The 26,559-nt window shown below is 37.3% G+C and carries 21 protein-coding genes and 2 tRNA genes; 6 read left to right on the top strand and 17 right to left on the bottom strand.

The genetic code is table 11. The annotated features are described in order from the left end of the window. Positions 1–12: 12 nt before the first annotated feature. The 4 genes from P164_RS17060 to P164_RS17045 form a co-directional block, all read right to left on the bottom strand. Positions 13–456, bottom strand: coding sequence for a VOC family protein (locus tag P164_RS17060; protein WP_028377532.1), 444 nt, complete (start codon positions 454–456; stop codon positions 13–15). Positions 457–471: 15 nt separating this feature from the next. Next, positions 472–3,108, bottom strand: a complete 2,637-nt coding sequence (locus P164_RS17055) for an MGH1-like glycoside hydrolase domain-containing protein (RefSeq protein ID WP_028377531.1) — start codon at positions 3,106–3,108, stop codon at positions 472–474. Further along, positions 3,101–3,919 (bottom strand): SDR family oxidoreductase, encoded by an 819-nt coding sequence (locus P164_RS17050; protein WP_028377530.1) that lies wholly within the window; start codon positions 3,917–3,919, stop codon positions 3,101–3,103. Before P164_RS17050 ends, P164_RS17055 begins: the two co-directional genes overlap by 8 nt. Positions 3,920–4,211: 292 nt before the next feature. After that, a complete protein-coding gene (locus tag P164_RS17045; RefSeq protein WP_028377529.1) occupies positions 4,212–5,504 on the bottom strand; it encodes a serine hydrolase domain-containing protein in 1,293 nt (430 codons plus the stop codon). A 467-nt stretch (positions 5,505–5,971) separates the two neighbouring features. Here P164_RS17045 and P164_RS17040 point away from each other — a divergent pair, with 467 nt between their 5' ends. After that, positions 5,972–7,363: an aminopeptidase P family protein gene (locus P164_RS17040; protein WP_028377528.1), complete on the top strand. Its 1,392-nt coding sequence runs from the start codon at positions 5,972–5,974 to the stop codon at positions 7,361–7,363. A gap of 3 nt (positions 7,364–7,366) precedes the next feature. Then, positions 7,367–9,622: a S9 family peptidase gene (locus tag P164_RS17035; RefSeq protein ID WP_028377527.1), complete on the top strand. Its 2,256-nt coding sequence runs from the start codon at positions 7,367–7,369 to the stop codon at positions 9,620–9,622. 168 nt (positions 9,623–9,790) lie between these two features. Here P164_RS17035 and P164_RS17030 read toward each other — a convergent pair. The 9 genes from P164_RS17030 to P164_RS16990 form a co-directional block, all read right to left on the bottom strand. After that, positions 9,791–9,865: transfer RNA gene (locus tag P164_RS17030), tRNA-Val, on the bottom strand. A 104-nt stretch (positions 9,866–9,969) separates the two neighbouring features. Further along, positions 9,970–10,044, bottom strand: a tRNA-Val gene (locus P164_RS17025). Between the two features lie 60 nt (positions 10,045–10,104). Beyond that, entirely contained in the window at positions 10,105–11,328 is a 1,224-nt protein-coding gene (locus P164_RS17020; protein WP_028377526.1) for a bifunctional folylpolyglutamate synthase/dihydrofolate synthase, read from the bottom strand. After that, a complete protein-coding gene (locus P164_RS17015) occupies positions 11,328–12,158 on the bottom strand; it encodes an energy transducer TonB (RefSeq protein ID WP_028377525.1) in 831 nt (276 codons plus the stop codon). The genes P164_RS17020 and P164_RS17015 overlap by 1 nt, the downstream gene beginning before the upstream one ends. A 147-nt stretch (positions 12,159–12,305) precedes the next feature. Beyond that, the gene (locus P164_RS17010) at positions 12,306–12,698 is read right to left on the bottom strand and encodes an ExbD/TolR family protein (RefSeq protein WP_028377524.1); all 393 of its coding nucleotides are present in this window, start codon (positions 12,696–12,698) and stop codon (positions 12,306–12,308) included. A gap of 1 nt (position 12,699) precedes the next feature. Beyond that, the gene (locus P164_RS17005; RefSeq protein WP_028377523.1) at positions 12,700–13,404 is read right to left on the bottom strand and encodes a MotA/TolQ/ExbB proton channel family protein; all 705 of its coding nucleotides are present in this window, start codon (positions 13,402–13,404) and stop codon (positions 12,700–12,702) included. Positions 13,405–13,459: 55 nt separating this feature from the next. After that, positions 13,460–14,932: a sodium/proton antiporter NhaB gene (gene nhaB / locus P164_RS17000; RefSeq protein ID WP_028377522.1), complete on the bottom strand. Its 1,473-nt coding sequence runs from the start codon at positions 14,930–14,932 to the stop codon at positions 13,460–13,462. A 28-nt stretch (positions 14,933–14,960) separates the two neighbouring features. Next, a complete protein-coding gene (locus tag P164_RS16995) occupies positions 14,961–16,187 on the bottom strand; it encodes a Glu/Leu/Phe/Val dehydrogenase dimerization domain-containing protein (protein WP_028377521.1) in 1,227 nt (408 codons plus the stop codon). A gap of 66 nt (positions 16,188–16,253) precedes the next feature. Next, positions 16,254–17,330, bottom strand: coding sequence for an anhydro-N-acetylmuramic acid kinase (locus tag P164_RS16990; RefSeq protein WP_028377520.1), 1,077 nt, complete (start codon positions 17,328–17,330; stop codon positions 16,254–16,256). Positions 17,331–17,528: 198 nt separating this feature from the next. Here P164_RS16990 and P164_RS16985 point away from each other — a divergent pair, with 198 nt between their 5' ends. Continuing rightward, positions 17,529–18,671: an acyl-CoA dehydrogenase gene (locus P164_RS16985; protein ID WP_028377519.1), complete on the top strand. Its 1,143-nt coding sequence runs from the start codon at positions 17,529–17,531 to the stop codon at positions 18,669–18,671. A gap of 63 nt (positions 18,672–18,734) precedes the next feature. Here P164_RS16985 and P164_RS16980 read toward each other — a convergent pair whose 3' ends face one another. Together P164_RS16980 and P164_RS16975 are read right to left on the bottom strand one after the other, a co-directional pair. Beyond that, positions 18,735–19,316, bottom strand: coding sequence for a hypothetical protein (locus P164_RS16980; RefSeq protein WP_234405878.1), 582 nt, complete (start codon positions 19,314–19,316; stop codon positions 18,735–18,737). Between the two features lie 85 nt (positions 19,317–19,401). Beyond that, on the bottom strand, positions 19,402–21,051 hold the full coding sequence (locus P164_RS16975; RefSeq protein WP_028377517.1) for a solute:sodium symporter family transporter: 1,650 nt from the start codon (positions 21,049–21,051) through the stop codon (positions 19,402–19,404). A gap of 326 nt (positions 21,052–21,377) precedes the next feature. Between P164_RS16975 and galK the strand changes: the two genes are divergently transcribed. The 3 genes from galK to P164_RS16960 are packed head-to-tail and all read left to right on the top strand — an operon-like array spanning position 21,378 to position 24,621. Next, positions 21,378–22,544 (top strand): galactokinase, encoded by a 1,167-nt coding sequence (gene galK, locus P164_RS16970; protein ID WP_028377516.1) that lies wholly within the window; start codon positions 21,378–21,380, stop codon positions 22,542–22,544. Positions 22,545–22,564: 20 nt separating this feature from the next. After that, complete coding sequence (locus P164_RS16965; protein WP_035899963.1) at positions 22,565–23,602, top strand: UDP-glucose--hexose-1-phosphate uridylyltransferase; 1,038 nt, start codon at positions 22,565–22,567, stop codon at positions 23,600–23,602. Between the two features lie 2 nt (positions 23,603–23,604). Further along, complete coding sequence (locus tag P164_RS16960; protein ID WP_028377514.1) at positions 23,605–24,621, top strand: LacI family DNA-binding transcriptional regulator; 1,017 nt, start codon at positions 23,605–23,607, stop codon at positions 24,619–24,621. 68 nt (positions 24,622–24,689) lie between these two features. Here the strand turns inward: P164_RS16960 and galE are convergent, their stop codons facing one another. Then, a complete protein-coding gene (galE, locus tag P164_RS16955; protein WP_028377513.1) occupies positions 24,690–25,712 on the bottom strand; it encodes a UDP-glucose 4-epimerase GalE in 1,023 nt (340 codons plus the stop codon). Continuing rightward, complete coding sequence (locus tag P164_RS16950; protein ID WP_028377512.1) at positions 25,709–26,515, bottom strand: HAD-IIA family hydrolase; 807 nt, start codon at positions 26,513–26,515, stop codon at positions 25,709–25,711. The genes galE and P164_RS16950 overlap by 4 nt, the downstream gene beginning before the upstream one ends. Positions 26,516–26,559: the final 44 nt, after the last annotated feature.

Raw genomic sequence — 26,559 nt, 5'->3', positions numbered from 1 at the left:
CGTATTTTTATTCTATAATTTATTAGTATTTACTTCTATCCAGTATCCGTCAGGGTCTGTAAAATAAATTTGCCGCACACCGTCTGGGCGGGTATTAGTTACCTTTTTTTCTCCGGGCCAATTTTCAAAATGAACCTTCTTTTCAATTAAGAAAGCCATAAAACCATCAAGGTCATTTACGTTAAGAGCTAGATGCACACCTTTATGTGGTTTAAATAATTCTTCGCTTTCAATTAGATGTATTTGCACTTTGTTTTCTAATTCAAACCATTTGAATTTAGGACCAAGACCTGCATTGTCAATTTCCTTTAAACCCAGTATATCCCGGTAAAATGAAGCTGCCTTATCAAGGTCTTTTACCAATAGGGCATCGTGATCTTTATTAAATTCAAAATTTTGTGCTGAAGCTAAATTCATTGTAAAAAGTACTAGTATTAGGTACCAAGCAGTTTTCATTGTATACCAATTAAATTAATAAATCTCGTCTATCATATTTGCGACAAGGGCAGTCCATCCCGTTTGATGAGAAGCTCCTATACCCCTACCGGTATCTCCGTGAAAATACTCGTAAAATAAAATAAGGTCTTTAAAATTAGGATCTCTATACGTTTCCTTATGTAAAGCATTTACAGGCCTGTCGCCGTGCTCATCTTCCTGAAAAATACTAATTAAGCGCCTCATTAAATCTTTTCTTATCGCTTCTAATCCCATTATGTTACCGCTTCCGGTAGGATATTCTAACTCTAAATCACTACCATAGTAATCTCTAAACTCTTTTAGAGCGGTTGTAAAAAGATAATTAAACGGCATCCATACAGGTCCACGCCAATTAGAATTGCCCCCAAACATAGAAGATTCTGACTCTGCAGGTTCATATTTTATATCATAACTCGTATTTGCTATATCTATCGAATAGGTTGTCTCGTGTATTTTTGAAAGGGATCGTATTCCCTGATTACTTAAAAACTCCTTTTCATCAAACATAGTTTTTAATAGAATCTGTAGTCGGTCTTTAGGAACCAGTGCCAGCAATAGATCAGATTCATCAGAAAATTCCTGAATAACCATATACTTCAGGTTTTTCATTCGGTATTTTCTAAACCAGTCAACGCTGTATTTAAAATTAGGTAATCTATCTAGCGTTGCTTTACTAATATGCAGTACTGCTACTAATGACATCATCCCTACAATAGATCGCACTTTTATGGGTTGATAGGTCCCGTCTTGAAATACCAACTTATCATAGAAAAATCCTTCTTCTTCATCCCAGGTCCCCACATATTTCTCACTACGTTTATTAAGTGCTTCAGCTATAAAGATAAAATGCCCAAAAAACTTAGTACACATCTCCTCGTATGAGCTGTCTTCTAGAGCTATTTTAATACTTATCTCTAACATATTTAAGCAATACAACGCCATCCACGAGGTACCATCTACCTGCTCTAAATGTGCATTGCCGGGAATACCACTGCTTCGGTCAAATACCCCAATATTATCTAAACCTAAAAATCCACCCTGAAAGACATTATTTTGCTTTCGATCTTCCTGATTTACCCACCAGGTAAAATTCAACGAGAGTTTATTGAAGATTCGTTTCAGAAAATCTATATCAGATTTTCCCGCGCTGTCCCGTTCTATTTTAAAAATCTGCAAAGCTGCAAATGCTTGAGTAGGCGGATTCACATCACTAAAGTTCCACTCATAAGCGGGAATTTGGCCATTAGGCGCCATATACCATTCTTTTGTAAACAGCAGCAATTGCTTTTTAGCAAAATCAGGATCAATATAGGCCATTGTAATGCAATGAAACGCACTATCCCAGGCGGCATACCAGGGATATTCCCAGGCATCTGGCATTAAATGAATATCGTGATTACGTAATGTTTTCCAGGTACTATTGCGCCCATGTTGACGCTCTTTAGGTGGTGTAGACACTTTAGGATCTCCTTTTAACCACTGCTCTACTTCGTAATTGTAATATTGTTTTGACCACAATAATCCGGCAAATGCCTGTCGCTGAATATTTTTAGCTTCAGGATTAGCTACAGATTTAATACCCTCATAAAAGTCTGCACACTCCTGCGCCCTGGTTACAAATAACTGATCAAAATTTTTGTCAAAAGCATCTTTGGGTTCGCCAGAGGTTAATCTCAATTTAAAAACTACAGTTTCACCTCCCTTTAATTTACGGCTATAATGCGGTGCAAACTTGGTTCCTTCTTGTTTTTTTTTCGCTAAACGATAATCGTTTTTAACTACAGTATTGTGAAAAAAATCTTTCTTATACGGGTGATCATTAGGCTGTAAATACAGCTTCTCTTCATTGGTTTCATTTTCAGTAAACAGCAAATGATCTGGCTTCTGAAAGAAAAAATTATATTCTCCTGTATAGGGGTGTTTTATTTGGACTGAAGGATTTTTTCTTGCTTTACTTTTTTGAATTGAAGGCTTAAAGGGCATTTCTCTAAAATCCCAAAAATTACGCACCCACAGTGTAGGCAACACGTGTAATTCTGCTTCTTTAGAATTGCGATTTGTTACCGAAATTTTTATGCAAATATCATCTGGCCCTGCTTTTGCATACTCGGTAACTACATCAAAATATTCATTCTTATTAAACAGGCCGGTGTCTAGAAGTTCATATTCAAGTTCTTGCCGTGTTCTGTTTTTATTAGATTTTACTAACTCTCCATACGGAAATTCTTTCTGAGGATACTTATACAAATGCTTCATATAAGAGTGCGTGGGCGTATTCTCTAAATAATAATACAACTCTTTCACATCTTCGCCGTGATTACCCTCAGGACCTGTAAGACCAAATAGACGCTCTTTTAAGATTTTATCTTTCCCATTCCATAAAGAAAGACCAAAACAAATGTTACAATAGCGATCTGTAAAACCTGCTAAACCATCTTCTCCCCAACGATAAACCCGACTACGAGCCTGATCGTGTGTAAAATAACCCCAGGCATCACCTCCGGGACTGTAATCCTCTCTTACGGTACCCCATTGTCGCTCACTTAGGTAAGGCCCCCAGTGTAACCAGTCTTCTTTATCTGAATAGTGCGCATCAAGGCGCTTTTGTTCTTCTGTATTTTTCTTAGCCATTTGTTGTAAATCCTGGATAGCACGTCATTCCCCCATCTACAAAAAGAGTAGTGCCATTAATATATTCTGATTCATCTGAAGCCAGCCAGGCGGCTGCGCTTCCTATATCATCAGGTACGCCTATGCGTTTATACGGTATTAATTTATTTAATTCTTGCAAAGCCTCTGGTGTTTGCCAGGCTTCTTTGTTAATAGGCGTTTTAATAGCACCCGGCGCAATGCTGTTACACCTTACTTTTAAAGGGGCATATTCCTGACAAATACTCTCCATTAGCATAACTAGCCCACCTTTAGAAGCTGCATAGTTAGTATGTCCTGCCCAGGGAATTATTTGATGAACAGAGCTCATATGTATAATTTTACCTAAAGATTTTGAGACTTCGGGTCGCATACCTCTGCGCATAAATTCGCGTAACGCTTCTCGAGCACATAAGAACTGCCCGGTGAGATTTACATCTATAACTAGCTGCCAGTCTTCAAGCGTCATCTCGTGTAGCGGAGCATCTTTTTGTAAGCCTGCATTGGCAACTAAAATATCTACGGTACCAAATTTACTAATGGTTTCCTTAAACATCTGCTGCACCTCATCTTCTTTGCTAACATCACATTGTACAACAATAGCTTCACCACAAGTGCTATCTTCATTAATTTGTTTAGCAACTTCTTTTGCTCCCTTATCTGAAGAGTTGTAATTAACTACAACATTAGCTCCGTCCCTGCCTAATGCAATTGCTACTGCAGCTCCAATTCCAGAACTTGACCCTGTAACTATAGCTGTCTGTCCCTTTAATCGCTCGTTGGGTTTTTGCATAACTTTTAATTTCGATTTTAAAATACAAAAATCATATATAACTCGCCTAATTTACGTTATATACTACACCCCTAATTACAGATTAACTTTAATTATACCCGAAGAAGAATCACTTAAAAAAAACTGTAAATCATTAAATGAACAGCAAAAATTCTACGAATTTTATTTGAATGTGCTATTTATGGATTGATAAGCACTTGAAAAATGTTAAAGCGATTTACGGAAAAGAAGATTTTACGAACTTAATTTAAGTAGATAGAATGCTCTAAAATTAGCAGAATTTGCCCTCAAACTATAGGCTTACGAGTTCTGACAAGCCAAATTGACTAGCCGGCATATTCATTATATTTTGAACAATATCGTGTAGGTCTGGGATTACCGAAGTAGCTAAAGGAGTCATACTATTAAAAAGTACGCAAACACCAAAATCTTCTGAAGGATAAAGGGCGATTTCATTTCTAAAATTACTTACAGAGCCCCCGTGATGAATCATACTGGTTTCAACCCCGGTTTCTGCATTTATAAAGTCGTGTATTCTCCACCCATAAGCGTAAGATGACTTCAAATGCCCTTTCCAACGCTGATAATACTTTCGACCCTCAAGCATTTCTATTTGTGGAGTAAATACCGATTGTAAGTCAGATTTGGTCAAAACAGACTCTTCGTGTCCCAGCAAAAAGTGCATCCACTTTGCCATGTCTTCTGCGCTCGCATTTATACCACCTGCAGGCACCGCATTGTAATACTTTTTATTTACCGGGATTTGCATCCACCCTTTTGCTGTGTTTTTGTGAGGAAACGCATAATTATCTGTATTAATCATCGCATCATAATCTGTAGATGCCGTTTTCATATTTAAGGGGCTGAAAATTTTATTCTTAAGCAAATGCTGAATACTCTGCCCGGTAGCGGCCTGCATCATCTCACCACTGAGAGCAAACATTGCATTTTGATAGCTATACAGATCTCCCGGTTTTGAAATGGTGTTTATAACCTTAAACTTTTCAGCAATTTGAGACATTGCAAGTCCTGCCTCTACAAGATTAGTATAGCAGTGATAAGGAACTCCCGTTGTATGAGACAAAACATTAGATAGGGTTATAGCCTGCTCATTCAATTTATTTTTTAAATGAAATTGCGGCAATGCCGTTGCAAGTTTGTCGTCCCAACTTAAGTTACCTTCTGCTACTTCTATACCGGCTAGAACCCCTGTGAATCCTTTTGATAACGAACCCAATCTAAAAACCGTCTGTGCATTTACTGAATCTAATTTAGAAAAGCTACGCATCCCAAACCCTCCATTAAACAATATAGAATCACCTGAGACTACACTTACGCCTGCTCCTACAATTAGCTGTTGATCAATGGCTTTTTTAAAATAATTTGCTAGAGCTATATTAATAGCATTTTTACGCATTTTAAAAAGCTCTTTCTCTTGCTTAGTCACTCCGGCAACTGCACCGGTCACATTAACTGCAGTAGGTGATTTTACCCTATTTTGAGAATCAAAGTTATGGGTAGATAATGACAAAGAAATTAGGAGTATTAAAAATGTACTCCAAAAGAGAAACTTTTTATTAATCATTATAAGTTGGGGTTATGCTATTTAATGCAATCAAATTTAGGTTAAAAAACAAATTATATCGCTAAAATGCAATTTAAGTAATTTAGATAAAATTCAACATTCGTATAAAACAGCTAAAACAAAACAAATACAGCGCTATAAAAACTCCTTTTCATTTAGAATGAACTAACTTTTTTGTTTCATTTAGCCTTTTTAGAAATATTCACTTTCATAGAGAACTTATTTCAAGATCATTTAGTATGTGGTCTTTATATAAACATATCGAGTTTCCTTTAAAATTCACGAGATACAAAGTGCTATTAAATTTTAAGATTTAATAAACAGCTACACGAATTAGCTAATAAAAGACAAGAATTAGTCAATATATACGAAGAACTTCAGTATCTATTTGATAATTTGACGCTTTAAATCACCTTTCATTTTAAATCACAAAGGAGTTTGTAACTCCTTACAAACTATACAGCTTTATGTTTTCTAAAGACACCTACAAACAGCGTCGTTCTGTTTTAAAAAAATCACTGGGCTCTGGCTTAATAATTTTTCCGGGTAATGGTGAAAGTTCAATGAACTACAAAGACAACTGGTATGCGTTTAAACAAGACAGCACTTTTAGCTATTTTACAGGAATCACTCAAATTCCAGATTTATACTTTGTAATAAACATAGATGATAATGATGAGATTCTATTTGGCGACAATCCTACTGCCGAAGAAATGGTATGGACGGGAGCAAAAGAACCCTTAGAGTCATTTGCTCAAAAATCTGGTTTCAGCACAGTCAAATCAAAATCTGAACTTTCAAAGTACATCAGTTCTCAAATAAAGAAAGGTCAAAACGTACATTACCTTCCACCCTATCGTGCTGCTCAAAAAATAGAACTTAGTCAACTCTTAAATATTCCGTTAGGCGAACTAGAAACCAGAAAATCTGTTGCACTTATAAGAGCTATTGTTGCGCTCCGCGAGTTGAAAACCCCAGAAGAACTTATAGAGATTGAGCAGGCTGTTAACACGACCGCAGCTATGCATAAATTTGCGATGCAACATACCAGACCTGGTATGAGTGAGATGGAGATTGCCGGTAAGCTACAGGCAATTGCTATCGCAGGAGGCGGCAATACCTCGTTTCCTATAATTTTAACTAAAGACGGGCAGTACTTGCACAACCACGCTTCTACAACAATTCTTAAGGATGGTGATCTGGTTTTATGTGATTGTGGCGCAGAGAATGTGATGGGTTATGCAGGTGATATGACACGTACCTTTCCGGCAGGAAAGCGTTTTAGTCCGATTCAAAAAGATATTTACAATGTGGTGCTTCACGCACACAATACAGCAATAGCCGCCCTAAAACCGGGAATTAAATTTCTTGATGTGCATCTTCTGGCTTCAAAAAAATTAGTTGAAGGACTCATTGATCTAAAACTTATGAAAGGAAATGCAGATGATGCGGTTGTCGCAGGCGCTCACACGTTGTTTTTTCAATGTGGTTTAGGTCATATGATGGGTCTGGATACACACGATATGGAAAATCTGGGCGAAGAATATGTAGGTTATACTCCTGAACTTAAAAAAAGCACAGCCTTTGGTCTAAAGTCGTTGCGTTTAGGTAAAGAATTAAAAAAAGACTTCGTACTTACCGTTGAACCTGGTTTGTATTTTAATCCTTTTTTAATTGATGAGCGCAGAGCCCAAGGAATGTATACTGATTTTGTAAACTATGATGCGGTAGAAAAGTTTAAAACATTTGGTGGTGTACGGGTTGAAGAAGACCTTGTCATTACAGCTACCGGAAGTACAATTTTGGGAGAACCTCTAGCAAAAACTGCAGAAGCAATTGAAAATCTTAGAAACTTTTAATCTATGAAGAATAAATTCACCTGGTTTGCTTTAGCACTTGCAATGCTATTCAACGTTCAGCTTATAGCTCAGGAAAATGATTTGAGCCTGTTATCTCTAGATCGTATTTACACCTCAAATGAATTTAATTCAGAAAGTGCCCGACCTATATTCTGGATCAATAACGGAGCTGCTTTTATAACGGTTGAACAAAATGCATCTGGCGCAGATGAACTTATAAAATACAGCAGTAAAACTAACGGGCAAGCCACCTATTTAAATGCAGCTACACTAACACCTGCTTTAGCTTCAAAAAGCCTGTCTATTGCAGATTTTAGTCTTTCTAAAGATGAAAGCAAAGTACTCATTTTTACAAATACAAGCCGCGTATGGCGCTCTAACACCAAAGGTGACTATTGGGTTTACGACTTTGACACTAACAAACTCAAACAATTGGGAACACAGCTTCAGGCATCTTCTTTAATGTTTGCGAAGTTCTCTGAAGACAACAGGTATGTCGCCTATGTTTCTGGCTTTAATATTTACAAAGAAAACTTTAAAACCGGCGAGGTATTACAACTCACTCAAGATGGCACCGGTGATATCATAAACGGCACATTTGACTGGGTGTATGAGGAAGAATTTGGTGCCCGCGACGGTTTTAGATGGAGCCCAGACGCTTCTCAAATTGCCTACTGGCAACTCGATGCTTCAGAGATTGAAACCTTTTACATGATTAACACTACAGACTCAGTGTATTCACAACCTATACCATTACAATATCCTAAGGTAGGTTATAACCCATCATCTGCCCGGCTGGGATTGGTAAATACAGGCACTCAGGAAACTAAATGGATTCCCATTCCGGGAGATCCTGTTCAACATTATTTACCGGCAATACAATGGATAAGCAATGATTTGCTTTTAATTCAGCAATTAAACCGTAAACAAAATAAGCTTGTTATTTACACCTATGCTCCTGCTACGGAAGAATTAAAAACCGTCTACACTGAAACTGAAGAAACCTGGGTTGATTTAGATTATCCGGATATTTCTGCAAATCAATGGGGCAAAAACGACCTGTTACTTACACCAGACAAATCGGCCTTCTTACGTATGACTGAAAATGATGCGTGGCGTCATATTTACAAAGTGAATTTTAAAACCGGAGCAAAAACGCTACTTACTCCGGGAGAATATGATGTTGCTGCATTTTACACCGCAACAGATACAGCTGTTTACTTTTCGGCTTCGCCGGAAAATACTGCGCAACGCTATTTATACAACACATCTCTAAACGGAAAAGAAACTCCAAAACGCCTAACACCAAAAGAATATAGTGGGGTAAATACTTATCAAATTGCCCCAAACGGAAATTTTGCTATTCACAGTCATACAGATGCTAATACACCTACTACAGTTCGTTTAATTCATTTGCCCAGTCATAAAACCATAAAAACCCTCGTAGATAACGCACCATTAAAAAAACATTTAGCAAATCTGAAGCTTCCGGAAACTAGCTTTTTTCAGGTTGCAACAGAAGATGGTGTCGTTGTAGAAGGCAGAATTACTAAACCTGTAAATTTTGACGCTTCAAAAAAATATCCGGTTCTTTTTCACGTGTATGGGGAACCCTGGGGACAAATGGCCACAGATATGTGGATAGGCACCTACGATATATTCTTAGCCCAAAAAGGATACGTCATCGTCAATTTAGATAATAGAGGTACACCATCGCTAAAAGGAAGCGCTTGGCGCAAATCTATCTACCGCAAGGTAGGTATTATCAATGCCCGCGATCAGGCTATGGCGACTAAAGAGCTCCTGAAAAAATGGAATTACCTGGATGCTGACCGTGTTTCAGTTTGGGGATGGAGCGGTGGTGGCTCTATGACGCTCAATTTAATGTTTAAATATCCTGAGATTTATAAAACAGGAATGGCTATTGCAGCTGTGGCCAATCAGCTATTTTATGACAATGTTTATCAAGAACGTTATATGGGACTTCCGCAGGAAAATAAAGAAGATTTTGTAAATGGTTCGCCCGCTACTTTTGCAAAAAATCTAGAAGGTAATTTACTTATCGTACACGGCACCGGCGATGACAATGTGCATTATCAGAATATGGAGTATCTTGTAAATGAACTCATCAAAAACAATAAGCAATTTACGATGATGGCCTATCCTAACCGATCTCACGGCATTTACGAAGGCAAAAATACCAGAAGGCATTTATACACGCTTCTCACTAACTATTTAATGGAACACAATAAAAAATAACAGAAAATCACAGCAGAAAGGCTTCCTAAAAACGGAAGCCTTTTTAGTTGAGAACTCAATTATTTTATATTATATAATTGGCATGAAAAGAAGTCCTGATGGTTCGGCAAATTCTTATCCTAAATTTATTCAATAAAAAAAGGCTTCACATTTCTGTGAAGCCTTTTGTGGGCAATGAGGGATTCGAACCCCCGACCCCCTCGGTGTAAACGAGGTGCTCTGAACCAACTGAGCTAATTGCCCTAATAGAGGCGTAATTGTAAAACCTTATTAAAAATACCAAACAGTACCTGGTTGCTATTTCTTGCTAAGGGATAAAAAAAGGTTCCCAATTCTGGAAACCTTTGTGGGCAATGAGGGATTCGAACCCCCGACCCCCTCGGTGTAAACGAGGTGCTCTGAACCAACTGAGCTAATTGCCCTTTAGCGGGTGCAAATATAAACCAACTTTTAAATATACCAAACACTTTTTCTAAAAATAATTAAATCACTTCTGCAACTACAAATGTACTTCCGCCTATAAATATCAGATCATCAGGTTTTGAAGTAAGTTTTGCCGCTTTAAAAGCTTCTGAAATATTTTCATATTTATTTCCTTGCAAATCAAAATGCGCAGCTTTTTCTTGTAGAATTGACTCATCAAGACCACGAGGCCCTTCCGGTTTGCTAAAATAATAGTGCGCGTGTTTAGGAAATAACGTCAGTACAGTACTCAATTCTTTGTCAGACACTACTCCTAATACAATATGAAGCTGATTAAATTGCTCCTCTTTTAGTTGCGCAGTGACATACATCAAACCTTCGGCGTTATGACCGGTATCACAAATAATTTTAGGACCAAACTCTTGCAGAACCTGCCATCTTCCTAACAGACCGGTGTTTGTGACTACACGTTTTATACCTGTTTCTAATGCAACTTGAGAAATTTTAAAATCTGTGGTGTTATTTAAAACTTCAATTGCTTTTTGTACAGTTTGCTTATTCTTTTGCTGATAACTACCTTTTAACTCACTCTCTAATTCCGGATAATGTGACTCATCTGTATAATATATAGGAGCTTCATTTTGTAAGACTTTAGATTTAAAAACGGCTGTTGTATCGTCTTGCCGCTCACCTATAACTACCGGAATGCCATTTTTTATAATTCCTGCTTTTTCTCCGGCTATTTGCGATAAAGTTGTACCCAAAAAGGCAGTATGATCTAAGCCTATGTTTGTTATAACCGAAAGTAGTGGCGTTATAATATTAGTTGCATCAAGCCGCCCACCCAGTCCTACTTCTACAACAGCTATATCAACCTGCCTTTCTGCAAAATATTGAAAAGCCATTCCTACAGTAAGTTCAAAAAATGACAGCTCATTCGCTTCGAGAAACTGCTTATGCTTTTCTATAAACTGAATTACAAATGACTCTTCTGCCATCACGCCATTAACCCGAATGCGTTCTCTAAAATCTTTTAAGTGAGGGGATGTATACAACCCTGTTGAATAGCCCGCTTCCTGCAATACAGATGCAATCATATGACTCGTTGAGCCCTTGCCATTTGTACCGGCAATATGGATACTCTTAAAATGCTTGTGAGGATTTCCTAAGTGCTCACTTAGAAGTAAAATATTATCGAGATTATTTTTATAAGCTGCAGCGCCCTGACGCTGAAACATGGGAAGTCTCCCAAACATCCAGTGCAGCGTTTCATCGTAATTCATTATTCTGATAAGCTAAACTTATAGACGATTTTGCCTATTTGGCGTGATGGAGCATCTGTATCTCCATTAAATTTTGTTGCCATTGCAGCAGCTCGCGCAGGGTCTAATAAACATCTACTATTATTTGTTGTACCTCGTACTCCCGGAGTTGCTTTAATAACATTCCCATTACGATCAACCTCTATGCTCACAACCACAATACCGGCCTCATTACATTCTTGCACACGTTTAGGTTTGCTTAAGGCTTTACGCCCTCCCAATTGGTAATTACCATCACCATCAAGTCCTTTTCCTGTACCATAATAACTCGACGCATTAGGATCGCCGTTAGGATCACCCTTATCACCTGCCTTATTATCATCACCTTCACCACCACTTGCGGTACCATTACTTTTTGGTCCGTTAAGAATGCTTGAAAGCGCATCTGTAGTAGATTTATCTGGTTTAGGATCTGGTTTTTTAGCTTCAACAGGTTTTGTCACCACCTTTTTAGGCTGCTCAGTAACCGGTTTTTTTATTTCCTTTTTGGGTTCGTTTTTAATCACGGGAGCTTCCTCAACATCCTGGGTAACTACTTCCTCAATAAGCTCTGTAGACTGCTGCGTTTGAGGTTCTGGCGTTGCATTACGAGGAGCAGATTGAATCGCCTCTGTAGGCTGAATTGTACCAGACCCTACATCTGAAGTGCCAAAATTAATAGCAATACCACTTTCTGGTGGTGGATCTAAATATTTTAATCCTGCAAAAAATAAAACAACCAATAACAATGCATACAAAATGCTTGTTATGGTAAAGGATTTACGTTTATATTTTGTGTTTAAAAAGCTCAATATGGCGATTTATTAAGGGTATTATTTATGTTATAAATGCTGCTCTTGTTTGCGTTAAGGATAGAGGCGGCATCCTTTTTTTATCATTAAAAAGATTAAAAAAGATACAGCCGAAAGCCTGACGGCCTTAGCCGTAACGCCCTATAATTAGTTAGGCCTTACTGCTAAAACAATCTTATACTTGTTACGGTTTGCAATATCCATAACGGTTACAGCCTCTTCTATAGGAACTCCCTCTTCTGCCCTCAATATAATCGTAGGATCTTCTACCCCCACTAATTCGCTATTAATAAACGATTCAAGATTAGCTTGAGTAACACGCTCCTTATTCACATAAATATCAAGATCTTTAGTAATACTTACCGATAGGTTCTGTTGGTTACTGGTCTTTCCTTTAGCCTTTGGTAAAATAAGATCTAATGCATCTGGCGTAATTGCTGGTGACGTTAGCAGAAAGAAAACCAGTAACAGAAATACAATATCTGTCATGGAGCTCATACTAAACTCAGGGCTTACTTTATTTCTTCCGCGTAGATTCATATTATGCCGGCTCGTTTAACATGTCTAAAAAGTCAACAGCTGTAGCCTCCATCTGGTGTACTACTTTATCTGTACGCACTACTAGATGGTTATATCCCATATATGCTATGATACCAACTATAAGACCTGCGACGGTAGTTGTCATAGCTGTGTAAATACCTTCTGCAAGGTTACCCATTTCTGCCTGACCACTGCTTGTTGCTAACTGGTGAAATGCCAATACCATACCAATAACAGTACCTAAGAAACCTATCATAGGTCCTACTCCTGCAATTGTGGCTAAAACACTCACATTTTTTTCTAGTCTGTAAACCTCAAGCTTACCAGAGTTTTCTATAGCGGTATTAATATCTTCTAACGGACTACCAATACGACTAATGCCCTTTGCTGTTAATCTTGAAACCGGACTGTTTTGCTGTGCACATAAAATTTTTGCTGCCTCTATGTTACCATTAGCAACGTTATCTTTAATTTGATTCATAAAGTTGCTATCCATCTGGGAAGCTGCTTTAATTGCAAAAAGACGCTCAAAGTAAATGTAAATTGCTACAAAAAGTAAAACAAAAAGAACAACGATAATGATCTGACCGGGAAGGCCACCGCTCATTAACAAGTCAAAAAGAGAAAGGGTTTTTTCTACCGGTTCTTCTTCGGCAGCAAGTGATGGTAGCGTATCTGCACCTTCTTGCAACAAGAGTGTAAGCATAGTTTTTATTAATTAGTTATATGGTTAACGAGTAAATTAGATTTTAATTATATGCTTAAAGTAGAAAATAAACTCCTGCTAATCCTACACCTCCTAAAACAATAGTATAAGGCAATGCCATCTTCACCATCTTACCATAAGACAAGTTAATTAACGGTGCCAGTGAAGAAGTTAGAAGAAATAAGAATGCTGCCTGACCATTAGGCGTTGCAACACTAGGAAGGTTCGTTCCTGTATTAATTGCTACTGCCAGGTGATTAAACTGTTCTCTGGTTATATTACCTGCATCATAAGCAACCTGAACTTCATTAATGTAAACCGTAGCAACAAATACGTTATCACTAATCATGGATAATACCCCATTTGCTAAATAAAACATAGAGGGCTGGGCATCTACAGGAAGGCTTAATACATAATCTATAATAGGTGTAAATAGATGCTGATCGTGAATCATTGCAACAATTACAAAGAACACTACTAAAAGACCTGTAAATGGTAATGCTTCTTCAAAAGCTTTACCTAAACTGTGCTCATCTGTAATACCCATAAATGCAGTTTGTACTACGATTAAGAATAAACCTATAAAACCTACAGGAGCTAAGTGTAATGCTAAACTTAATATTAAAAGTATCGCTGAAACTCCTTGCACCCATAGACCAAAAGCTTCTTTTGGAGTACGTTTCTCATCTTCCTCTTCGGTATATTTTTCTATAATAGTACGGGCAACATCAGGAAGTTTTGCTCCAAAACCAAAGGTTTTAGTCTTTTCAAGAATAAGAGTCGTTAATAAACCGCAAATTAATACAGGTATCGTGATAGGTGCCATACGCTGAAAAAATTCAACAAATTCCCAACCTAATTTCTCACCTATTAATAAGTTTTGAGGCTCCCCTACCAGTGTACAAACACCACCTAGAGCAGTACCTACAACACCATGCATAATCAAACTACGTAAAAAACTTCTAAACTGCTCTAAAGTCTCCCCGCTCAAAGCTTTTCTATCTAATACAGAATCTTCATCATAATCTGCAGTTGCACTAGAGTGTATTTTGTGATAAACCCCATAAAAACCTACCGCAACACTTATTAATACAGCAGTTACAGTTAAAGCATCTAAGAAGGCTGAAAGCAAAGCTGCTAAGAAAACAAATAGCATAGAGAGAACAGCTTTTGATTTTATTTTAGTAAACACCTTACTGAAAATAAACATCAGCATCGGCTTCATAAAATAAATACCAGCTACCATAAACACTAAAAGCAATACCACTTCTAGATTTTGAGCAACTTCTGCATAAGCAGCATCAGGGGTAGTAAGTCCTAATATTAAAGCCTCTAATGCAAGTATACCTCCAGACTGTAGCGGATAACACTTCAAAGCCATTGCAAGTGTAAAGATGAATTCACCAATAAAAATCCAGGCTGTTACCATAGGTCCCAGTGTGAAGTAAGCAAAAACATTGAAAACTAAGAAAGCTACCATGGCTAACTTAAACCAGCGTGGGCTGTTACCCAAAAAATATTTTAACATGTGTGTTTAGTTGTTGGTTAATGATTATTTAAATAAGCTGCTGCAATGCTATTTCAAATGCGGTGCGGCTAATATTTTTATTACTGCTATTGTGATTGTATGTATTCTGAATGGCATCACGTATGGTTTGTGAGGTATCGCTAAAAATTGCCTCATCGGTCATTTGTACACGACGCTCCATAAAATAAGCAAAAACACGTGCCATACCACAATTAGATATAAAATCTGGTATAACCGAAACTTGCTCATCGGTATGTTCCATAATAGAACCAAAGAAAATTTCTTTATCTGCAAATGGCACGTTTGCACCACAGGAAATCACTTCAAGACCAGCTTTGATCATCGCATCTATCTGCTCTTTTTTAACCAGGCGTGATGCTGCGCAAGGTGCAAATATCTCCGTTTTAATAGTCCAGATCTTTTCATTCACCTCATCAAAGGGAATCAAATTATCTGCGTGTAATTTATTTCCGTTTTTATTTAGAAAAAGCTCTTTTATTTCCTCAAAAGAAAATCCTTCTTCTTTTATAAGTCCGCCTGCGGCATCTATAATTCCCACAATTTTAGCGCCTTGCTGCGCCAGGTAGTAAGCTGCGGCAGAACCTACATTACCAAAACCCTGTATTACAGCTCTTTTCCCTTCGATATTTCCACCATAAATATCGTAAAAATGTTTAGCCGCTTCAGCAACACCATATCCGGTGATCATATCTGCAACAGTATATTTTCTGGATACATCTGGAGAAAAGTTTTGATTCTCCAATACTTTAATTACACCTTGTCGTAATTGACCTATACGGTTAATTTTATCTGCCTCGGTAGGTCTAAAGTGGCCATTAAATACACCTTCCTGCGGATGCCAAACACCACTTTCTTCAGTAATGGGAATAACCTCATGAATCTCATCTACATTAAGATCGCCACCGGTACCGTAATAACTTTTAAGTAATGGCGACACTGCGGCGTACCAGCGCTCTAAAACTCCTTTTTTACGCGGGTCGTTAGGATCAAAGTTAATTCCACTTTTTGCACCACCTATTGCCGGGCCAGAAACTGTGAATTTAACTTCCATAGTTTTAGCAAGCGAAAGCACTTCATTGCGGTCAAGACCTTTTCGCATGCGCGTACCACCACCGGCAGCACCACCGCGTAACGAATTGATCACCGTCCAGCCTTCTGCTTCGGTCTCGGGGTCATTCCAGTGAAAAACGATCTCTGGTTCTTTAGTTTCGTAACGTTTTAGTAATTCTTTCATTAAATAATTTAGAAGGTTGACAAATATAACTACTTAGGCGGTTTTCCCTATAGTTTTCGTATTAAATTAAGGTGAATACAGCTTTCCTGCACAGTGGTCTTTAGAAGCTCCTGTCACACTACGCAACACGTTGATAGTGTTACGCAATCGCAAAACTCCCATAAAACCAAAGATGAGCGCTTCTTTAAATTCTACCATTTTAGGAGCTGCCCTTGTAATTTTTAAGCCTGATAATTCTTCGAGCCGCTGCATAAAATGCGTATTGTAGGCACCACCACCGGTAACCAAAACTCCGTTTGATGGTGTTATAGCTTTACAGTTTTTAAGAACATGAGCAAGTTGAACAGCCATATGCTCTGTATAAGTTGCTATACGATCTTCAATAGCTAATCCTGATTGCTCCAAAACAGGAAAGACAACAGCTTTTACCCATTCTAGTCCTAGTGATTTTGGATAGTTCTGTTTATAAAACGGAAGCTCATTTAATTTGTGTAAAAGTGCTTGATCAATTGTTCCCGATGCCGCAATCTCACCATCTTTATCAAAATCAAAGCCCAACTTAGTAGTTAAACTATTTAGGACAATATTTGTTGCACAAATATCATATGCGATACGCGTATCGTTTTCTGAAAACGAAATATTAGCAAAGCCACCTATATTTAAACAGGCTCCATAGTTATTAAAAAGCAATACATCTCCTATAGGAACCAAAGGAGCTCCCTGACCGCCTAATGCAACATCTTCAACCCTAAAATCGCAAACCACTAGGGTGTTGCAGAGCATCGCAAGCTGTGGCAAATTACCTATCTGATAGGTATAACCTTGATCTGGCTGATGTAAAATGGTATGCCCATGAGAAGCAATAATGTCAAGATCTTTTAATGGGTGTCGTTTTCTAAAATCATTTATAAGTCTTGCAAGATATTCTGTGTATAACAAATCGAGCTCCTGTAACGCATCTCGAGATTGACTTACCGCATCACGCAATCGCACTACCCAGGAAGACTCGTAGGCGATTGTCTCACAATCAAGTAACTCATATTCCCAATTATCTTTTTTTGTAAATCGTATATACGCAAGGTCAACCCCATCAAGCGAGGTACCACTCATAACTCCTAAAACTGTATATCTTGTACTATTCAAGGCTCTTTAACTATAACTATTCTTAATATATTAGATATTTTCTATTAAAATCGTAAATTTCACCATATTTAATTTTATTTATTGAATTTTCTACAATAAAATTGACTTATTTTGCAAAGTACTATGCAAGCATAGTAAATAGACTATTTTGCAGACTAAGGTATAAAGGAAAAATTAGTTATTAATCAAAAATTGGTTATGGATTTTAGCTTGAGTGAAGAACACGTAATGATACGAGATGCAGCTCGTGAATTTGCACAAAACGAATTGTTACCGGGCGTAATAGAGCGCGACGAAAAACAACATTTCCCTAAAGAACTTATTAAAAAAATGGGCGACATGGGATTTTTAGGTATGATGGCTCCTACCGAGTTTGGCGGTGGCGGTATGGATACTATTTCTTATGTCCTGGTTATGGAAGAACTTTCTAAAATAGATGCCTCTGCATCTGTGATTGTTTCTGTAAATAACAGCCTTGTTAATTATGGGCTTTCACAATATGGAACTCAGGCTCAAAAAGAAAAATACCTATCTCAACTTACTACAGGAGAAAAACTAGGCGCATTCTGTTTAAGTGAACCCGAAGCCGGTAGTGATGCTACTTCTCAAAAAACTACCGCAATCGATAAAGGAGACCATTATATTTTAAATGGTACAAAAAACTGGATCACAAATGGCGGCTCTGCAGATTATTATCTGGTAATAGCGCAAACTGATAAAGACAAAAAGCACAGAGGAATAAATGCTTTTATTGTTGAAAAAGGCTGGGAAGGTTTTGAAATAGGCCCTAAAGAGCAAAAATTAGGAATTAGAGGTAGCGATACACACTCCCTAATTTTTAACGATGTAAAAGTGCCTAAAGAAAATAGAATAGGTGAAGATGGCTTTGGCTTTAAGTTTGCCATGAAAACGCTTAGTGGTGGTCGCATAGGTATTGCTGCACAGGCTTTAGGTATCGCAGCAGGAGCTTATGAGTTGGCACGCGATTATTCTAAAGTGCGTAAAGCTTTTGGTACCGAAATCTGCAACCACCAGGCTATTGCATTTAAACTTGCAGATATGGATGTCTCTATTGAAGCTGCACGTCATCTGGTTATGAAAGCTGCATGGGATAAAGATCAAGGCAATAACTATGATATCTCAAGCGCCAGAGCAAAGTTATATGCCTCTCAAGTTGCTATGGATGTTTCTGTAGAAGCGGTACAGGTTCATGGTGGTAATGGCTTTGTAAAAGAATACCACGTAGAACGTCTTATGCGTGATGCAAAAATCACACAGATTTACGAAGGTACTTCAGAGATTCAGAAAATTGTAATCTCTCGAGGGTTACTCGATTCATAATAGATTTATAAGTTAATACTAAAAAAGACCCTTTATCGGGTCTTTTTTATTTTAAAAGCGTTTTTAAAACGTGTATCCCAAGCGCAAAAGTAAATTACCTGCAATAAGGTGTTCATTTTCAGAAAAACCCTTTTGCTTCCAAAATTCAACTCCATAACCCAAACCGAGGCCTACTTCATACGTGAAATGTTGCCAGAGCGTTCTCTTAATTCCCCATTGAGCGGTAATCGTTAGCGATTCTATAACAGAATTATTTGCTGAACTACTAATTAAAAACCAATCAGGATTATAGGCAGTTTTTAAACCGAAAAAATTAGCTGTGTTTTTTTCTGTTATTTTCCCTTTAGCAGCCCGCTTCCTCATATTGTAGTACCACCTGGGTTCAATATTTAGAGTAGGCGCTAACACCCACTGAAAACCATCTTCTACAAAAGTACCCGCGGCAAAACCTCCATTCAAACCTATTTCTGAGCGCAATGCGATAGTTTCTGAAAGTCTTGATTCATTATTTCCCCATATTCCTAGTAACCCGGTTTGAACACCCCAAATAGACTTTTCTACGGAAACATTCTGGGTAGTTTGTGCATTTGTGGAAAAAGCAAACAAGGCTATTACCGCCTGAATGACGAATACTTTTCTAAACATGACATTTCTGGTTTTTTTACTAATAAATAACTTAAACCTATAAAAAAAGCCCCGACGTGGGGCTTTTTTATAGGTTTTTGCTTCTTTACTTCGCAAAGTATATATAAATACCTACTACAATTAAGCATATCGCAACACCTACTTGTTTTACATACTTGTAAGGTTCTATAGAAACCTGCTTGGTATATTCTAACACAAACGGTTCTTTCCGTGGATATAACTTACCTATAATAAGCATAATCACAATGTTTGCTATAAATAGCATTGCCATTACGTGTAGATAATGCGGGTATGCACCTACCTCAACCATATGTAAAGCTTCTGCATCTGTAATACCGCTGGCCTTTGCTGCTTCGACTGCATCATTTATCAATTTAGGTTTTAATACAAACTGACTAATTATATACATTAATGACCCACTAATAATTCCAATTTTTGCTGCTATTGCAGGTACTCTCTTCGTTAAATAACCTACTACGATTATTGTAAAAATAGGAATACTGTAAATACCGTTTATCTCTTGCAGATAGCTAAACAAACTTCCTGCATTTGCTATAAATGGTGCGATAAACATCGCGGCTAAAGCAAGACACACCCCAAATATTTTTCCGTATTTAACTACCGTTGCTTCAGGAGCCTCCTTATTAACATGTTGCTTATAAATATCTATACCAAACAAGGTAACCGAACTGTTGAGCACACTGTTAAATGAACTTAATATCGCTCCAAAAAGTACGGCTGCAAAGAAACCTACTAATGGTTTTGGCAACACCGCTCGCACTAATTCAGGATAAGCTAAATCACTACTTGAAAGACCTCCTTCAAAATAATAGTAAGCAATCATACCCGGCAACACTAAAATGATAGGACCCAATATTTTTAAAAATGCAGCTAATAAAAGTCCTTTTTGACCTTCTGCAAGGTTTTTTGCTCCCAGACCTCGCTGAATGATTTGCTGGTTTGTACCCCAGTAAAATAATTGCACAAGCATCATACCTGTAAAAATGGTAGAAAAAGGTACTTCCTGGCCAGGTTCACCGGTAGAGTCAAATCGACCAGGGTCAGAATCTACTAATACTGTCAGACCATTCATAACGCTTCCGTCACCTATTGCCATCAAACCAAAAACAGGTATTAAAACCCCTCCTATAATTAAACCTACTGCATTAATACTATCAGAAACGGCTACTGCCTTTAAACCTCCAAAAACGGCATAAATAGAACCAATAATTCCAATTCCCCAAATACATATAACTAAAGCCGTGGTATCAGACACGCCTAAACGTTCTGGCACATTAAACATTCCGCTTAAAGCTACAGATCCCGAGTATAAAATTACCGGAAGTAGCACTACCACATAACCAGATAGAAACAAAACAGAGGTAATGGTTTTTGTAGAAACGTCAAAACGTTGCGCTAGAAATTGAGGAACTGTAGTTAAACCTCCTTTTAAATACCGCGGAAGTAGGAAAATAGCGGTAACCACAATTGATATTGCAGCAAGCGTTTCCCAGGCCATTACAGACAATCCGTCTTTATAGGCACTTCCGTTAAGACCTACGATTTGTTCTGTCGAAAGGTTTGTAAGTAATAAGGATCCCGCAATAACACCAGCAGTTAAACTTCTGCCGCCTAAAAAATATCCGTCTGAAGTACTTTCGTCTTGCTTTCTTACCGCAAGCCAGGATACCAGAGCCACTAAAATTGTAAATGCTAAAAAAGAAATTATAGTCATGGTTAGAATTTAAAAAATCGTTTTCGCACATTTTTAGACAGTTATAAGAAAACGATGTAATTATTTTATCGAGGTGTAAAGTAACGCATTTTGAGCAATGCTACATGAATTTAAGGTGACAAATTGACCCTTTGAATAATAAAATTTACACGTTTTTAAGTGTTCATTTAAAAACTTAAAAACATTAGTAAATACGCTATCACGTATCTTAAGCGTTATTTTACACCATTTCCTATAAAATAGTATGAAATAACTTTAAATGTACAACCTACGCTTAAAGTTATGTATCTTTGTTCTGACTCTATTTAACTCTAATAAAAAATATTTTGCAAAATCAATATTCACTGGCGCAATCTCCAGAATACCTTGCCCAGATAGGTCAATTTAAAGCAGATGTTGTGATTAACTCTCCAGGTAGAGTGAATCTTATAGGTGAGCATACAGACTATAATAATGGTTTTGTAATGCCTACAGCAATAGATAAAACGATTCAATTTCATTTAAGAAAAAATGGCTCAAAATCGCTTTGTAGCATCAGCAGTTTAAACTATAACACGACTTATAATTTTGACTTAAACAATACTAACCTTAATGATGCTGAGTGGACGCATTATATTATAGGTGTAGTGGAAGAAATCAAAAAGTTAGGCAAATCATTAGAAGGTTTTGATTGTTTAATGTTAAGTAACCTACCTATGGGAGCAGGCATAAGTTCTTCTGCAGCACTTGAGTGTGGCCTCGCTATGGGTATTAACGAGCTTTTTGACCTCAAGCTGACTAAATTAGAAATCGTCAAACTTTCTCAATTAGCTGAGCATAACTACGTAGGTACAAAATGTGGTATTATGGATCAATTTGCATCTGTAATGAGTGTAGAAAACCATGTTATAAAACTCGACTGCGAAAGCTTAGAATATGAGATGTTACCTTTTGCTATAGAACCCTATAAACTTCTTTTATTAAACACAAATGTCTCGCATAGTCTCTCAACTAGCGAATATAATGTACGCAGAGAAGAGTGTGAAAAAGGAGTTGCATTGCTTAAAAAATGGTATCCCGAGATCGATTCGCTACGCCATGTTTCTCTAGAACAACTTAGAGAATATAAATCTGAATTTGACTCTACCATCTATGCGCGATGCGAATATGTAGTTGAAGAAAATCTACGAGTAACTCAAGCTGCTACCGCATTAGAAAACAATGATTTATGTACTTTTGGAAAACTGATGTACGCTTCGCACGACGGGCTTCAAAATAAATATGAAGTGAGTTGTAAAGAACTTGATTTTTTAACTGAATTTTCTAAAGATAATGAGGCAATTTTAGGTTGCCGAATGATGGGCGGTGGTTTTGGTGGTTGCACTATTAACCTCATTCATCAAGATGCGGTTGAAGAATACGTGGCATCAGCAAAAGAAGCATATTATAAAAAATACAATCTTAATTTAACTGCTTTCACAGCAATGCCTTCAAACGGTGGAGAGCGTGTTTAAAATAAAAAAGTATAAATCCCATGGTAGATTTTAATGATAATTCACACAGAAGATACAATATACTTACAGGAGAATGGGTCCTTGTTTCTCCGCATAGAACAAAGCGCCCCTGGCAGGGAAAAGAAGAAGAAATAACCAGCGAGGTTCGACCCAGTTATGATCCTGATTGTTACTTATGCCCCGGTAACGAACGTGCAGGAGGTCATAAAAATGAAAACTATACAGAGCCCTGGTCTTTTGTTAATGATTTTGGAGCATTAAAAAATGATGTTCCGGCTGCAAAGTTTAAATCGGGTCTTTTAAAAGCTGAGTCTGAAAGCGGTATTTGTAAAGTGGTATGTTTCTCACCAGATCATTCACTCACACTTCCCGTTATGCAAGTGGAAGCAATTGATGATGTTATTGCATTATGGCAACGCGAGTTTAAACAACTTAGCGAAAAGACAGATATCAATCACGTTCAAATTTTTGAAAACAAAGGTGCTATAATGGGCTGTAGTAATCCACACCCACACGGTCAAATATGGGCACAACGCACAATACCACAAGAGGTTGTTAAGAAAAACAAACAACAACGCGAGTACTGGCAAAATAATAACTCCAGTCTTTTAGGAGATTATATCAAAGAAGAACTTGAGTTAAAAGAACGTATAATTTTTGAAACCGAATATTTTATAGCACTTGTTCCCTATTGGGCAGTTTGGCCTTATGAGGTTATGATTGCTCCTAAGCAACAACATCGTAATATTTTAAGTCTTAATGCAGAGGAGCGTTTAGATTATGCGAAAATTATTAAAGCTGTTACCATAAAATACGATAACCTTTTCAAAATATCATTTCCATACAGCTCTGGTATACATCAAGCCCCTACAGATGGTCAGGATTGGGAATCCTGGCATTTTCATATGTCTTTCTATCCACCGTTACTGCGCTCTGCAACGGTTAAAAAATTTATGGTAGGCTATGAAATGTTTGCAACTCCACAAAGAGATATAACTGCTGAGATGGCTGCAGAAACTTTACGTAAATTAGCAGACACACATTATACGAACCTATAACAATGGCAACAAAGACAACTTTAAAAGCAATCGCTGAACATTTAAATCTTTCGATCTCTACAGTATCAAAAGCACTGGCAGATAGTAAAGAAATTAGCGAGGCCACAAAAATTGTTGTCAAAAATGCTGCACGCCAATTAAAGTATAGACCTAATGCGATGGCCAGGGGATTAAAGAATAGCCATACGAGGACTTTAGGGGTGGTTATTCCTAATATACTACATACCTTTTTTGCCAAAGTACTTATGGGTATGGAGGAAGAAGCCCGAAAAAATGGTTATAATCTAGTTACGTGTATATCTAACGAATCGCTTGAAAAAGAAAGACAAAGTCTTAATATGCTTTGTGATGTTTCGGTAGATGCCATTATTATAAGTCTTACTTCAGAAACCCAGCAGACTGAAGAAATAGAACATCTCAATGACATTCTTTATTATGATATTCCGTTAGTGATGTTTGACCGTGTGAGTTCTTTAGTAGATTGTGACAGTGTAGTTATTAATGACTATAAAGGGGCTTATGATGCTACTTCTTATTTGTTAGAAATAGGCTGTAAAAATGTGGCGTTCTTGTCGTGTTTAAGTAAAACCTCAGTAGGCAAAAAACGACTTGCAGGATATGAAGATGCTATTAAAGCAAACGGAAATAATTTGCCTAAAATAATTAATACAACTCTTATTGATCTTGAAGAAAATCTCAACACTTTTATAAGCGATAACGTTATAGATGCCATTTTAACTACAGATGAATCTAGTGCAATTTATACGATGAATACTTTGCGCACAAATGGATTAATGGTGCCTAATGATGTAAGTGTTATAGGCTTTACAGACGGTAATTTAGCACGAAACTATTTCCCCTCTGTAACCACAGTTAAGCAACAAGCTGAAATTATGGGTTCAAAAGCAATACAAATCGCAATAGAAAATATCAATAGAAAAGTAGTAAAAGCACCCTCACAAGAGGTTATTGAAACCGAACTTGTAGTTAGAAACAGTACCCGAAGAATTACTGCTTAAAAGTCTATCTATACTTTTTAATGAATATAAAAAAAGCCTTACTGTTGTATCAGTAAGGCTTTTTTTAATTAGTTAATTCCTCTAACTTTTTTCTCCCAATTCCAGGCAGATTTTAAAGCTTCGGCCAGTGTAAGCTGCGATTTCCAACCCAGAACTTCGTTAGCTTTTGCTGTGTCTGCGTAGGCAGCTACTACATCTCCTTCTCTTCGGTCAACAATTTTGTATGACAAATCAACACCAGAAACATTTTCAAAAGTATGTATTACTTCAAGCACAGAACTACCGGTACCAGTACCCAAATTAAAGGTCTCATAATTTGTTTCATTTTTGTGGTCAACTAGTCGTGTTAACGCCATAACGTGTGCTTTTGCAAGATCTACTACGTGAATATAATCTCTAACACAAGTACCGTCATTTGTAGGATAATCATTTCCAAAAACTGAAAGCTCCTTGCGTAGTCCGGCTGCAGTTTGTGTAATAAAAGGCACTAAATTTTGCGGCACCCCTAAAGGCAACTCTCCTATTTCACAACTCTCATGTGCACCTATAGGATTAAAATAGCGCAGAGCAATAGCATTAAAATTACCGTAAACTTTAGCCGTATCTCTTATAATCTCTTCACCTATCTGCTTGGTATTACCATAAGGAGATTCCGCTGGTTTCACAGGAGCTTTCTCTGTTATAGGTAACTCATCTGCCTGCCCATAAACAGTACAGGAAGAACTAAAAATAAAATTAGCTGTATCTTTTTTTGTAAGCTCTTGCAGTAGATATATTAATGAACTCAAATTGTTTTCATAGTACAAAAGCGGTTTGTTTACACTCTCTCCCACAGCTTTAGAAGCTGCGAAGTGAATAGCACCAGATATATCTGAATGTTTTTTAAAGAATGTCGAAACGGCATTACGATCACGAAGATCTATTTTTTCAAAGTCTGGTTTTGTACCTGTAATTTTTTGTATTCCGTCTAGAACAGATTCTGATGCATTTGATAAATCATCAATGATGACTACATCATAACCTGCATTCTGTAACTCTACGACCGTATGCGAACCTATAAAACCAAGACCTCCTGTTACTAATATTTTCAAAATTCTGAAATGTTATTTTCAACGCTTAGCTTTTCTAAAGCTTCGTCAATATTAAAATCTTTTAAAGAGTCTATAATCATATCTGGCGCGTATGCATAATTGTTAATATGCTTAGCCTTAGAAACACCAGATAGAGTAAGAATCGTTTTGTACCCCATTTGTATAGAGCCTAGAATATCTGTATCCATAGTATCCCCTATTACGATAGTCTGATCTGTGGTAAGCCCTAATTTTTTTCTGGCTGCACGCATCATTACAGGACTGGGTTTTCCTACCGAAAATGCTTTTCGCCCCGTCGCCTCTTCTATCATCTTCACAATCGCTTTGATACCCAGGTTAGACCAGCCTATTTTCATAGGTGAAGGATCTAAATTTGTTGCAATAAGTTTTGCACCCCCAAGAATCATATCTACGGCTTTATTCGCCATTTCTAAAGTAAAATTGCGCCCCTCGCCAATTACGACATAATCGGGATCCTGTGTCACAAGTGAATAGCCATTTTGATGCAAGCTAGACAATAGCCCACCTTCTCCTAAAACATATGCTGTACCATTAGGTTTTGTAAAGCCCAGAAACCAGGCTGTTGCCATGGCGCTGGTGTATACATTTTCTTCCTTAATTTTAATCCCCATTGGGATTAATTTATTGACAACGTCTATTGGACTGCGTTGACTATTATTAGTCATAAACAGAAACGGAATACCCCGATCCTGTAATGTTTTTATAAATGTATCTGCTCCCGGAATCAAGTCATTACCACTGTAAATAACCCCATCCATATCTATTAAAAATCCTTTATCCATTAGTTGTAGATTTAAGCGTAAAAATAACCTTTAATTACAAAGTT

The organism is Leeuwenhoekiella sp. MAR_2009_132, assembly GCF_000687915.1.
Taxonomy (GTDB): domain Bacteria; phylum Bacteroidota; class Bacteroidia; order Flavobacteriales; family Flavobacteriaceae; genus Leeuwenhoekiella.
This window is presented reverse-complemented; position numbering and strand designations above follow the sequence as displayed.